At 64.5% G+C, this 12,595-nt stretch carries 13 protein-coding genes and 1 other RNA gene; 8 read left to right on the forward strand and 6 right to left on the reverse strand.

Annotated elements, in window-relative coordinates; genetic code table 11:
• Window positions 1-9 precede the first annotated feature (9 nt).
• Both ACX9MO_RS04300 and ACX9MO_RS04305 read right to left on the reverse strand, forming a co-directional pair.
• Entirely contained in the window at window positions 10-1,974 is a 1,965-nt protein-coding gene (locus tag ACX9MO_RS04300; protein WP_462213642.1) for an extracellular solute-binding protein, read from the reverse strand.
• 262 nt (window positions 1,975-2,236) lie between these two features.
• Window positions 2,237-2,746: a c-type cytochrome gene (locus ACX9MO_RS04305; RefSeq protein ID WP_222491870.1), complete on the reverse strand. Its 510-nt coding sequence runs from the start codon at window positions 2,744-2,746 to the stop codon at window positions 2,237-2,239.
• Window positions 2,747-2,888: 142 nt separating this feature from the next.
• Between ACX9MO_RS04305 and ACX9MO_RS04310 the strand changes: the two genes are divergently transcribed.
• Window positions 2,889-3,722, forward strand: coding sequence for a prephenate dehydratase (locus ACX9MO_RS04310; RefSeq protein ID WP_222491868.1), 834 nt, complete (start codon window positions 2,889-2,891; stop codon window positions 3,720-3,722).
• Window positions 3,723-3,831: 109 nt separating this feature from the next.
• Here ACX9MO_RS04310 and ACX9MO_RS04315 read toward each other — a convergent pair whose 3' ends face one another.
• Window positions 3,832-4,308, reverse strand: a complete 477-nt coding sequence (locus tag ACX9MO_RS04315; protein WP_222491866.1) for an SRPBCC family protein — start codon at window positions 4,306-4,308, stop codon at window positions 3,832-3,834.
• 42 nt (window positions 4,309-4,350) lie between these two features.
• On the reverse strand, window positions 4,351-5,295 hold the full coding sequence (nudC, locus tag ACX9MO_RS04320; protein ID WP_462213643.1) for an NAD(+) diphosphatase: 945 nt from the start codon (window positions 5,293-5,295) through the stop codon (window positions 4,351-4,353).
• A gap of 237 nt (window positions 5,296-5,532) precedes the next feature.
• On the opposite strand from nudC, the gene ACX9MO_RS04325 reads away from it, so the two are divergent.
• Window positions 5,533-7,458: a bifunctional 2',3'-cyclic-nucleotide 2'-phosphodiesterase/3'-nucleotidase gene (locus ACX9MO_RS04325; RefSeq protein ID WP_462213644.1), complete on the forward strand. Its 1,926-nt coding sequence runs from the start codon at window positions 5,533-5,535 to the stop codon at window positions 7,456-7,458.
• Window positions 7,459-7,575: 117 nt separating this feature from the next.
• An RNA gene (ffs, locus tag ACX9MO_RS04330) (signal recognition particle sRNA small type) lies at window positions 7,576-7,672 on the forward strand.
• A gap of 541 nt (window positions 7,673-8,213) precedes the next feature.
• Here ffs and ACX9MO_RS04335 read toward each other — a convergent pair.
• Together ACX9MO_RS04335 and rocF are read right to left on the reverse strand one after the other, a co-directional pair.
• Window positions 8,214-9,263, reverse strand: coding sequence for an ornithine cyclodeaminase (locus ACX9MO_RS04335; RefSeq protein ID WP_462213645.1), 1,050 nt, complete (start codon window positions 9,261-9,263; stop codon window positions 8,214-8,216).
• A complete protein-coding gene (rocF, locus tag ACX9MO_RS04340; protein ID WP_462214420.1) occupies window positions 9,263-10,192 on the reverse strand; it encodes an arginase in 930 nt (309 codons plus the stop codon). The genes ACX9MO_RS04335 and rocF overlap by 1 nt, the downstream gene beginning before the upstream one ends.
• A 43-nt stretch (window positions 10,193-10,235) precedes the next feature.
• Between rocF and ACX9MO_RS04345 the strand changes: the two genes are divergently transcribed.
• The 5 genes from ACX9MO_RS04345 (at window position 10,236) to ACX9MO_RS04365 (ending at window position 12,557) form a co-directional block, all read left to right on the forward strand.
• The gene (locus ACX9MO_RS04345) at window positions 10,236-10,775 is read left to right on the forward strand and encodes an Lrp/AsnC family transcriptional regulator (protein WP_462213646.1); all 540 of its coding nucleotides are present in this window, start codon (window positions 10,236-10,238) and stop codon (window positions 10,773-10,775) included.
• Between the two features lie 571 nt (window positions 10,776-11,346).
• Window positions 11,347-11,553: a cold-shock protein gene (locus tag ACX9MO_RS04350; RefSeq protein ID WP_462214421.1), complete on the forward strand. Its 207-nt coding sequence runs from the start codon at window positions 11,347-11,349 to the stop codon at window positions 11,551-11,553.
• Between the two features lie 8 nt (window positions 11,554-11,561).
• Window positions 11,562-11,789 carry a hypothetical protein gene (locus tag ACX9MO_RS04355; protein WP_462213647.1) on the forward strand — a complete coding sequence of 76 codons (228 nt, stop codon included), beginning with the start codon at window positions 11,562-11,564 and terminating at the stop codon, window positions 11,787-11,789.
• A 134-nt stretch (window positions 11,790-11,923) separates the two neighbouring features.
• Window positions 11,924-12,094, forward strand: a complete 171-nt coding sequence (locus ACX9MO_RS04360; protein ID WP_462213648.1) for a hypothetical protein — start codon at window positions 11,924-11,926, stop codon at window positions 12,092-12,094.
• Window positions 12,095-12,314: 220 nt separating this feature from the next.
• Complete coding sequence (locus ACX9MO_RS04365; RefSeq protein WP_462213649.1) at window positions 12,315-12,557, forward strand: DUF982 domain-containing protein; 243 nt, start codon at window positions 12,315-12,317, stop codon at window positions 12,555-12,557.
• The last annotated feature ends 38 nt before the right edge of the window (window positions 12,558-12,595 follow it).

Genomic DNA, 12,595 nt, shown 5'->3' on the forward strand with positions numbered 1-12,595 from the left:
AGGGTCGGCTTACCTCAGCGCGCCGGCGGACTTCAGCGCCGCTTCCTTGTCGGGATTCACCCACCAGAAGTCCATGTAGCCCAGATCGTAGGGCGGCAGCTCCTCGGGGTATTCGTACATGTCGTAGTAGGCCACCCAGTAGCTGGGGTTGTACCACGTCGGCACCATGATGAACTCGTAGCGCAGCGCGCGGTCCAGCGCCCGGAGAGAGACGTCCTGCGCCTCGAGGCTTTCTGTGCGCAGCGATTTCTCGATGATCTCGTCCACCAGCGGGCTGGCCAGCCCGGCCGGGTTGAAGACCGAGAAAGCCGCCTCCGCCGAGCCGTACATCTGCATCAGCCCGGTGCCGGTGCCGAGGAAGGACCGGTAGGCGGCATAGATCATGTCGTAGTCCCGCTCGCGGCGGCGCAGGGTGAACTGCGAGGGGTCGACCTTCTGCACCTGCAGGTCCACGCCGATCTGGGCGAGGTTCTGGGCGTAGGTCTCCACCACGGAGTTCAGTGTGGCCGAACCGGAGGAGTTGATCGGGAACTGGATGCGGAGCGGCTTACCGTCCTTCTGGCGGATGTTGTCCGGGCCCATGGTCCAGCCGGCCTCTTCCAGCAGGCCCGCAGCCCGGCGCAGGTTGCGCCGATCGTTCAGCCGCGCGGGATCGGAGGTATGGGCCGTCACCGGCTCCTCCGTCAGCATCTCGGCCGGGACGAGGTCGCCCAGCTCTTCGAGGAAGGTCTTCTCCTCGCCTTCCGGCACGCCTTCGGCCATCAGCGGCGTGTCCTGCGTGTAGGAGGACCGCTGGCTGAAGAGACCGTATTGCAGGCTCTCGTTCGACCATTCGAAGTTGTAGGCCAGCGCCACCGCTTCGCGCACGCGCTTGTCGGCAAAGATGTCGCGGCCAAGGTTGAAGACGAAGCCGGAGTTGTCCGGCGGGGTGCCGTCGGGCAGGTCCTCGGTCTTGACCCAGCCCTTCTGGACGGCGGGGAAGTCGTAACCCGTCGCCCACTGGCGCGAGTTGCCCTCGGTCCGGAAGCTGTATTCCCCGGCCTTGAAGGCCTCGAACTCCGCCGCCTCGTCCGCGAAATACTCGACCCGGATGGTGTCGAAGTTGTGCCGCCCGATGTTCACCGGCAGGTCCGCGCCCCAATAGTCAGGGTTGCGCTTGTAGACGATGCGGCGGTTCACGTCGTAGCTGTCCAGCATGTAAGGGCCGGAGCCGGGCGAGGTTTCCATGCGCGGCTCGTCCAGCCGGGCGCCGGTTTCCTCGAACCACGCCTTGGAGAAGACCGGCGTCGAGCCGACCTGATCGATCAGCGACCGGCGCGAGATGTCGGGGGCGAAGGTGAACTTCACCGTGTGGTCGTCCAGCGCCTCGGCGGTCAGCACGCGTTTCTTCACCGCGGCGGCATAGGAGGGCAGGCCCTGTTCGAGGAAGAGGTTGTGCGAGAAGACCACGTCATCGGCGGTCACCGGCGTGCCGTCCGAGAAGGTTGCCTCGGGGCGCAGGTGGAAGATGACCCATGTCTTGTCCGCGTCGTATTCGAGGCTCTCGGCCAGCAGCCCGTATTGCGCACCGTATTCATCGGCGGGCGCCGTACCGTCGAGCAGGCTCTCGTACATCATCGAGGAGAGCGCGCCGGCCCGGCCGCGCACCGAATAGGGGTTGAGGCTGTCGAAGGTGCCCGCCGCCGAGATCGCCAGCTCGCCGCCCTTGGGCGCCTCCGGGTTCACGTAGTCGAAATGGGCATAGTCGGCCGGGTATTTCAGCTCGCCGAAGTAGGAATAGCCGTGGCTCTTGATGACCGGGTCATCGCCTGCGTCCTGCGCGCGGGCGGCATTGGCCAGCGCCAGCCCCGTGACGAGGGCGCCGAGGGTCAGGAGCCCTGCGACCTGACGCCGCAGGCGGCCCTCCCTCGCGTCCAGCGCTCTCGCGGCCGTCGCAGCAGCCGGACGGGTCCGGGTAAGGGGCAAAGTCCGCATCAAGATCCTCCGGTGAGACGACAGAAACATCTGGGGTCACAAGCTAAAGGAGCCCCGCAGGACTTCAAGGCGAGAATGCGTGACACTCACGTGAACGGGACACCACCGCCCGCCTGCAGGCCCCAACCCTGCCGCCCTGCCCGTTTTCTTCGAAGAAAACGGACCGGAAAATGCGCATTTTCCGGACAGCGCGGCGGCGGAATCGCAAAGGCCGCCCCCGGGTGGGAGCGGCCCTGAAATCCGTGCCCTCAGGCTGCAGCGATCAGAGACCCTGCAGGTAGGCGATCAGGTTCGCGCGGTCCTCGACCTTGCCCAGACCGGCGAAGGACATCTTGGTGCCGGGCGCCGCTGCCTTGGGGTTTTCGAGGAAATGGCTCAGGTTTTCAGGAGTCCAGGTCTCGCCGACCTGCTCCAGCGCGCCGGAGTAGCCGAAGCCGTCCACGCTATCGATCGCGCGGCCCACGACACCGTCGAGGTGCGGACCGGTGGCATTGGTGCCGTCGATCTTGTGGCAAGCCTTGCACTTGTTGAAGACGCGCGCGCCGGCGCCTGCATCTGCGGAGGCGAAGACCTCCTCGAAGCTCGGCCCTTCTTCGGCGGCAGCCCCGCCCTCGTCGGCGCCGGTGTCGATCACATAGGCCTGGGCGTGTTCAGCGCCATGGCCGCCGCTGATGGTATACATTTCCTCCGCGGCCCATTTGCCCAGCAGGAACACGAGAAGCGCCCCGCAGAATCCCCCCAGTACCTTGGTCATCGTCATCGTGTCGAACATGCGCGCCCTAGCCTTCTCAATGAATGTCGGTAGCCCTCCAGCGCGTATCTACCCGCTTCCCCTCGCGTCTGGCAAGGTGTACGAACCGCGACCAAACGCCCGGGCCTCCTCCCGGGAAAAGGTTTAACCGAAAGACAGTTCCATGACCAGACGCATCGCATTCCAGGGGGAACCCGGCGCTTACTCTCATCAGGCCTGCCGACAGGCGCGGCCCGACTTTGAAGCAATGCCCTGCCGGACCTTCGAGGACGCGATCGAGGCCGTCCGCAAGGGCGAGGCCGATCTGGCCATGCTGCCGGTCGAGAACTCCACCTACGGCCGCGTCGCGGACATCCACACGCTGCTGCCGAAATCCGGCCTCCACATCATCGAGGAGGCCTTCGTGCGGGTGCATATCAACCTGCTGGGGATGCCGGGCACCAAGGTGTCGGACATCCGCACCGCGATGAGCCACACGGTGCTGCTGGGCCAGTGCCAGGACTTCCTGCGCGAACACAAGATCCACCGCGAAACCGGTGCCGATACCGCGGGCTCGGCCCGTCACGTGGCAGAGGTGGGCGACCCCTCCCTCGGGGCGCTGGCCTCCGAGCTGGCGGGCGAGATCTACGGCCTCGACGTGCTGGCCCGGCACATCGAGGATTTCCAGAACAACACCACCCGCTTCCTCGTCATGTCGCCCGAGATGGACACCACCCGGCGCGGCGAGCACGGCATGGTCACCACCTTCGTGTTCCAGGTCCGCAACATCCCGGCCGCGCTCTACAAGGCGCTTGGCGGCTTCGCGACCAACGGGATCAACATGACCAAGCTGGAAAGCTACATGAAGGGCGGCTCCTTCACGGCGACGCAGTTCTACGCCGACATCGAGGGCCACCCCGAGGATCCGCCCGTCCAGCGCGCGCTGGAGGAGCTGAGCTTCTTCACCAAGGAGATGGAGATCCTCGGCGTCTACCCGGCGGACGCCCGCCGGGCCTGACCGCTCGCGCGGTGCCCGCGCTCGTGACATGGGCCCATGAAAATGCAAAAGCCGCGCAGGACCCTGCGCGGCTTTGTCATGTTCCGATCCGGGAACGGCCCCGGGGGCCTCAGGCGGAGGGCGTGGTGGCCCGGTAGCTGGCCGCGATCTCCTCGCCGAAGTCCGCCAGCCGCAGCGACAGCCGCTTGGTCAGGTTGGACTTGGCCATCTTCACCGATTGCACCATCAGCCGCGCCGACAGCGTCTTGGGCTTGACCTCGAAGCTGCAGGAAATCCGCGTCCGCCCGGGGGCGAGGGCCACGAACTCCAGCACCGTCTCGGCCCCGAAGCTGTCCGATTCCGCGAGGAATTCCAGACGGTTCGGCCGGTCATATTCCTTGAGGGTCACGTCGAAGTTGCGCGTCCGGCCCCGGAACTCCGCCGAGACGGCCCAGGTCAGGCCGGGCGCGATCTCGGTCGCGCCGCCCTTGCGTTCGATCTTGGCACCCCGGCGCAGCACGCCCCGTTCGAAGGTCTCGAAATCGGCGCAGCGGTCGAAGACATACTCGATCGGCGCCTCGATATCTTCCTTCACCGTCAGTTTCATGGCGGTCCTGTTCCTTAGCTCTGCCCCGGGGGCAATCTGGCGTCAATCCAGCCGGTCCGCAAGCCAGTTGCGCAGGATGAACTCGGCAATGGCGCCCCTGCGCGGGCGGCGCACACTGGGGTGCAGGCCCGAGAAGATCTCGGCCACTTCGTCGCGGTGGAACCAGCGCGCATCCTCCAGTTCGGCCGGGTCCAGCGTGACCTCCTCCGAGAGCGCCTCGCCGGTACATCCGAACATCAGCGAGTTCGGGAAGGCCCAGGGCTGGCAGAGCTGGTAGCGCACCGCGCCCACCTCGATACTGGCCTCTTCCCGGACCTCGCGGCGCACGGCCGCCTCGATCGTCTCGCCTGGCTCCACGAAGCCCGCCAGCAGGGAATACATCCCCTCGGCCCAGCCCGGAGACCGTCCAAGAAGCACCGAATTTCCCCGCGTGATCAGCATGATGACCACCGGGTCCGTGCGCGGGAAATGCTGCCCGCCGCAGGCCGGGCAGGACCGCTGCCATCCCGACTGGATCACGACAGACGGCTGGCCACACTGCGAGCAGAAACGATGGGTGGAATGCCACGAGAAGAGCGCCCGCGCCGTGGCCGCCAGTTCCGCCTCGCGCGGGGTGAGATCGGCCATGACGGCGCGCAGGTCACCAAAGGCAGACCCCGGTTCGATCTCGGGGTGCGGCGGCGGGGGCATCCCCGGGTGCCAGTCCGGCGGCAGGTCCGGTGCCCATTCCGAGATATCGAGGGCGAAGGTCAGCGCCCCCTCCTCGCGGCCCAGAAGGGTGGGCCGGGTCTCGCGGTCCTGCAGCACCGGGTGGTCCAGCGGCAGCCGCGCCACGCGCGGACCCGCCATGAGCACCATGCCGCGCCAGAACAGCAGGCAGGCACCCCCTGCCCCGGCCAGCGCCGCCAGATCATCGCGCCCGCGCAGCTCCGCCGCCCGGTCCAGCCCCGACCCGCCGAAGGTCACCTCGTCCTGAAGTCCGCCCATCTTGTCCTTTCCGACCGCGTGGCCCCGCAAACAGGCGGTCCGCCCTTGGCCCGCGTCCCCCGGGCCGCGGCCAGAGGGACTGTCGTCACGTCGCCTTGATCCCAACGTTGTTTTTTGACCTGTCCGTCAAACCTGCGTCATGCTGGTGTCTAGTATTCCAGCAGAGGAATCAAGGAGCAGGCGATGACCACGTTTAGAAGCAAAGTCCTTTCGCGCCGGAGTTTTCTGGCACAGACCATGGCGGGCGCATCCTTGCTCAGCCTGCACCCCTTCTCGGCCCGGGCGGCCGTGAACCAGGCCCATCTCCGCATCATGGAGACGACGGACCTGCACGTGCATGTCTTCCCGTACAATTATTACGCTGACCGGCCCGACGATACCGTGGGCCTGGCGCGCACCGCGGCCCATGTGGCTGACATCCGCGCCGAGGCGACCAACTCCATGCTGCTGGACAACGGCGACTTCCTGCAGGGCAACCCGCTGGGGGACTACATCGCCTATGAGCGCGGGATGAAGGAGGGCGACCTCCACCCGGTGATCGCCGCCATGAACACCCTCGGCTTCGATGCCTCGACGCTGGGCAACCACGAGTTCAACTACGGGCTCGACTTCCTGATGAAGTCGGTCGCGGGCGCCAACTTCCCCGTCATCTCGGCCAACGTGGTCAAGGAGATGGCCGCCAACCCGACCGGCGACAAACCCCTGATGAAGCCCTACGTGATCCTCGACCGGATGGTCACCGACGGCTCGGGCGTGGAGCATCCGATCCGCGTCGGCCTGATCGGCTTCGTGCCACCGCAGATCATGAACTGGGACCGCAAGCACCTCGAAGGCAACGTGAAGACCCGCGATATCGTCGAGACCGCCCGCGCCTACGTGCCCCAGATGAAAGAGGAAGGCGCCGACATCATCATCGCGCTCAGCCACTCCGGCATCGGGTCAGCCGATCACACCGAGGGGATGGAGAACGCCTCCGTCCCGCTGGCGGAGGTCGAGGGAATCGACGCGCTGCTCACCGGCCACTCGCACCTCGTCTTCCCGTCGCCCACCTATGATGGCTTTGCCGCCGTGGACGCCACCAAAGGCGAGATCCACGGCAAGCCCGCCACCATGGGCGGCTTCTGGGGCTCGCACCTCGGCGTGATCGACCTGATGCTGGAACGCGACGGCGGCGGCTGGCGCGTGCTGATGCACGAGGTCGCCACCCGGCCGATCTACAAGCGCAACGAGGACCGCTCGATCACCCCGCTGGTGGAAAGCGTTGACACGGTCGAAAGCTCCGTCCGGCAGCAGCACGAGGAAACCCTGGCCTATGTGCGCCGCGCCGTGGGCAAGACCTCGGCCCCGCTCTACTCCTACTTCGCCCTCGTAGCCGACGATCCCTCGGTGCAGATCGTCTCGATCGCGCAGACCTGGTACATCAAGCAGATGCTGGCCGGCACGAAATACGCCGACCTGCCCCTGCTCTCGGCTGCGGCGCCCTTCAAGGCCGGTGGCCGCGGCGGCCCGGACTATTACACCGACGTTCCAGTAGGCGACGTGGCGATCAAGAACGTGTCCGATCTCTACCTCTATCCCAACACGATCCGCGCGGTGAAGATCACCGGCGCGCAGCTCAAGGGCTGGCTGGAGCGGTCCGCCGGGATGTTCAACCAGATCACCCCCGGAGAGGCGGACCAACTGCTGCTGAACACCGCGTTCCCGAGCTACAACTTCGACGTGATGGACGGGGTCAGCTACCAGATCGACCTGAGCCAGCCCTCGCGCTTCACCGCCAAGGGCGAGCTGGCCGATGCGGAGGCCACGCGGATCGTGAACCTGACCTACGAGGGCCAGCCGGTGACCGACGACATGGAATTCGTCGTGGCCACCAACAATTACCGCGCCTCCGGCGGCGGCAGCTTCCCCGGCGCCATGGGCGACACGATCATCTTCGAGGGCCCGGACACCAACCGCGACGTGATCGTGCGCTACATCGTGGAACAGGGCACCATCGAGCCCTCCGCCGATGCCAACTGGACCTTCGCGCCGATGGCCGGCACGACCGTTCTCTTCGACACCGGCCCCAAGGCGACGCAATATGCCGCCGACGTGAAGGGCGTGCAGATCGAACCGGCGGGCGAGGGCCCCGACGGTTTCGCGCGGTTCCGCATCACGCTCTGAGCCCTGCGCTCCGGATCGAGGGCGGGGGCTGTCTGCCCCCCGCACCCCCCGAGGATATTTTCGAACAGTGGATGGGACGGGTTGCATTGCGCGCCCGTCTTTCCTATATGGCCGCTTGAGAGGTTGGCGCGGGCAGGCACCTCGCCAACCCGGTCAGGTCCGGAAGGAAGCAGCCGTAACGAGCCCCGCTTGGGTCGTTGTCCAGCCTCTCACCCCACCCTCCTACAGCCCTTTGAAAACGCAAAACCGGCGTGGTTGTCAGGGGCCTGTGCTGCAAGGTCTGGTACAAATCGGGACTACGAGGCAGGAACGAAATGCCTTCCGTATATCCGCAAGCAATAGAGCGTTCGGATTAAAGTTCCTGACGAACCGGTCCCGATCATAGGCAAGACAGAGCTGTTCGAAAGCCATCTGCCTTCGAACAAATTGCACGAGAGTGGACCGCTCTCGGCGTCATCAACCGCTTTCTCCTGAGACCGACGAAACTCCCGAGCACTTGGTGGCGCAAAGAGGCGCGCCGGAGCTGGCACACTCGGTCGCGGCCACGGCACATTGTTCAAACGCTCTTGCCGCCGATGACCGGATACGCGCTGACCTGACACGAGACGGCAGGGTTCTTCTGGGGAGGCGCGGACGCAAGCCCGGACCAGTCATGATGGTGGGAGACGGCGTCAAAGACGCGCCGGCGCTCGCCGGCGCCGATGTCGGTGTCGATGTCGGTGTCGGTGTCGCCATGGGCGCGAGAGGCTGCTGCCTCATTGCGCGGACCGGACAAGCATTCCGAACAAATCGCGTGGATCGTCCGGATCGGCCAGCATGTCCAACTCGACAGCAAACTCCGTGCCCTTGATCTTCTCGCGGACGTAACGCAACGCCGAAAAATCCTCGGTCGCGAAACCGACACTGTCAAAGAGCGTCAACTGTTTGTCATCGCGACGCCCATCCACCTCACCGCGCATGACCTGCCACAGTTCCGTCACCGGATGATCAGCATCCAGCGACTGGATCTCGCCCTCGATCCGGGTCTGTTCGGGGTATTCAACGAAAATGTCGGACCGGAGCAGGATATCGCGGTGCAGTTCCGTCTTGCCGGGACAGTCGCCACCGATGGCGTTGATATGCTGCCCGCTGCCAACCATGTTGTCGGTCAGGATCGTCGCATATTGCTTGTCGGCGGTGCAGGTTGTGATGATCTGCGCACCGGTCACGGCCTCTTCGCCACTCTTGCACGAAACCACCTCGAAGCCCTGTGCCGTCAAGTTGCGCGCGGCCTTTTCGGTGGCCTTCGCGTCAATATCGTAAAGCCGCAGGCTGTTGATGCCACAGATCGCGCGGAAAGCCATGGCCTGAAACTCGCACTGCGCGCCGTTGCCGATCATGGCCATTACCTGCGCCCCCTTCGGCGCGAGATAGCGCCCGACCAGCGCCGAAGTCGCCGCCGTGCGCAGCGCGGTCAGAACCGTCATCTCGGTCAACAAGACGGGATAGCCGTTGTCGACGTCGGCGAGGACGCCAAAGGCCGTCACGGTCTGGTGACCGGTTCTGGTATTCTTGGGGTGCCCGTTGACGTACTTGAACCCGTAGAGTGCATTGTCCGCTGTCGGCATCAGCTCGATCACGCCATCTGGGACATGCGCCGCCACGCGCGGCGTCTTGTCGAATTCCGGCCAGCGTTTGAAATCATCCTCGATGTAGCCGGCAAGCTCGGTCAGGAAGGTTTCGATGCCGACGTGATGCACAAGCCGCATCATGTTTTCGACGGAGACGAACGGCACATAGGCCAGTTGCGAAGGGGCGGTCGACATTATCCAAAGCTCCTTGTTTGACGATCCAGGACGCGGCGGCCGAAGAGGCTTGCGGTAAGGTCGCACAGCAAATTCGCAGTGCGCCCGCGCTCATCAAGGAACGGGTTGAGCTCGACCAGATCGAGCGAGGTCACGAGGCCGCTGTCGCAGAGCGTTTCCATGATGAGATGCGCTTCGCGGAAGGTCGCTCCGCCGGGCACGGTCGTGCCGACTGCCGGCGCAATGGCCGGATCGAGGAAGTCCACATCGAACGAGACATGCAGCATGCCACCAGCTTCGGCGACACGCGTCAGAAACGCGCGGAGCGGCGCAAGCACGCCTGTCTCGTCGATGGCCCGCATGTCGTGCACTTCGATGTCCAACCGGGAGATGACCTCCTGTTCGGGGCCGTCGACTGAGCGGATACCCATCATGCAGACATTCGACGCCGACAGCGGGTGTGCGCAGGCCGGATAGGCGTCACAGCCGGGCATACCCAGGGCATAGGCCATGGGGGTGCCATGCAGGTTGCCGCTGGTTGTTGTCTGCAGCGTGTGCAGATCGGGATGCGCGTCCAGCCAGAGCACGAAGAGCGGGCGATCCGCCTCCGCAGCCCGCTGCGCCATCGCCGGAAGTGTCGCGGCCGCCATGGAATGGTCACCGCCGAGGAACACCGGCACATCCGCTTGCTTTCCAGCCTGCAGCGCCGCGTCGGTCAGCGCAGAGATCCATGCACGGGTTTCCGCCAGATGACGCAGAGCCGGGTTCGCGTGGTCCAGCGGAGCCTGTGCTGGAACGGACACATCGCCAAGATCCGAGACCTGCCATCCGAGGCTTGCGATCTGTTCACCAAGGCCTGCTGTCCGCAGGCTGTCTGGCCCCATGATGCCACCACGCTGCGAGGCACCCGTTTCGATCGGGGCACCAAGAAGGGTACAGCTTTTCGTCATCGGATCATCCTTGTCTTCCACTATGCCTGCCAGAAGATGACGAATGGAGATGGCTTATTTGACTGTTAATATGATAACTTTGGTACTACTTCTGATCAGTATGAACATCAAGGTGAGCAATATGGCCACATCAGCATCTTCAGACCACCCCGGCGACGACAGATTGTTGCCGAGTGACGGCGCGTTGCTCGCAGCACTCAAGGACGATGCCAGGCTGACGGTGACAGAGCTGGCAAAAGTCACCGGCCTCTCACGGACAACCGTCAAGACCCGGCTCGACGCCCTGCGTCGGTCTGGACGCATTCGGCGCTTTACGATCGAGACCGACGTTGATGTCGAAGGCGAAATTCGTGCAATCACGATGGTTGAACTGCAGGGCCGCATGTCGAGGCAGGTCATCCGTGCACTATCGAAGATACCGGGCGTCACGACGGTCTGGTCCACCAACGGTGCCTGGGACCTTGTCGTTGACATTCGAACGGATAGCCTCGTGCGCTTCGACCGTATCTTGCGTGAAGTTCGAGAGGTTCCCGGTGTGGTAAATTCGGAAACCAGCCTGCTTCTGGCCCATGCGGCAGGATAGCCCTGAAAGAGCGTCCAGTGATCTGCGCAAAACGCTTGATCAGATGGACATGAAGGGCTGAAGACATGGGCGCTGCCTGAGGGGCCCGCAACCAGGCCAACTATGTGGAGCCGCAGGTCTCGGTCGCGGCCCCGGTCCCTGCCCCGGTGCTCGGGGGGCGGAGGATGAGCGGCGTGATCACAGGCATGCGCGGGTCGAGGCCCGCAGGGGAAACCCTGCGCAGACCGCTCTAATGCCCGGCTACCGGCGATTTCTGTATTGCGATCCCATGGCAGATCGCAGTCTTTGGCTCGCCTTGGCGCTGGCCCCCGTATGGCGTCAAAAAACGACAGAACGTGCGAACAGCCCCACTCCGCCGTCCGACTTGTCAGCGCCGGATCGACGTGACACCGACCCGGGGGATATGAATTGGTTCTTGCAAAAGAACTCGCTGACCCCCATCTGTGTCGAGCTTACGTTTCTTCTCTTCGTTATTCCGCCGCCAGTGGTCTGGTTTCGGTTGATCGGCTTGGATCGACTTTGCCGGGCTGCCGCAATCCTGCGGGCAGCGTTTATCAAGGAGACCACGGACATGGCCAATGGCACCGTGAAATGGTTCAACGCAACCAAAGGCTACGGCTTCATCCAGCCTGAAAGCGGCAGCAAGGACATCTTCCTGCACATCTCTGCCGTCGAACGCGCCGGGATCAGCCGCATCGAAGATGGTCAGGCTGTCACCTTCGACAGCGAAACCAGTCGGGACGGTCGCGAATCCGCGACCAACCTGGCACTCGCTTGACGGAGAAGTTGGAAGACCTGCTTAAAGGTATTCCAGCCCAAGAGGGAAACGGTGGGCGACTCCTGTCCCCCACTGCTTCCACTCCGGCGGAAAAATCTGCTCAGCCGATGACTGCGCTCGACAAGACGACGGCAAGCGCCAAGCGCTTGCTGGACGACGAGGCTCTGGCCCGGTCTGAAAAGACGGCACGCCTGAGAGCCGCCCGCGAGCAACGCGACAAGGGCGACGACGACTGATCGTCGCCCCCACATCGCCGCCTCCCGCGTGCCCGCCGGCACGCCCTTCTTCGACCACCCCCCTCTTCGACCGCCCGCTCGTCGACCGAACGTCGTGCGGCCCATCGTATCCTTGACCCCACAAGGAGACGGCGATGGGTTATTCCCCGCAGAAGAAGCAGCTCGATCTCACGGAATTCCTGAGCACGCCTGCGAAGAAACGTCCCTACAAAAGCAAGTTTGGCATGATGAGGAAGCAAACGGAAACGGCCGCGCCGACCGCGACGCCGACCGCCAAGCTCAAACCGGACGAGACGGCAAGCTGAGCGTTTTGACTTTTCTGCCTCCGGCGTCCGGAGCAGCGGGTCAAGGTCGGTCCCGGATATGCGGAGCCGACAGCGTCCCCGAAGCGGGACAAGGCGCGACCATCGTCGCGCCGAACAAGCGAGCTCCTCCTTCTTCGATGAGCGCTGCGGGCTGCCATACCGGGCAGGCTGCACCGATATCGCGTGACCTGCACAAGGACAAATGAATGGTAGAAATACAATGCCCCCCATCACCCTCTCCCCTGCGCATGATGGCGTCGCCGAACACTTCAGCACGATCGAAAAGGCGCGTCACTGGCTGCGCCGCAAATGGCCCGTCTTGGACGATGCGCGCCAGGCCGCTTTGGAGAAGGTCGAATCCGCAATGGACTGCACGAGCCCGGTGAAAGAGGCACGCAGCGCCTTCGTGGCCGCGACCGACACCAGCGTGACGCGCCGCGACCGGAGCGGGCCACACTCATGAGATTGTTCTGGAGGGCAAGGTTGGAAACCTCGACACGA

The sequence above is a fragment of the Pseudooceanicola profundus genome (assembly GCF_054919315.1).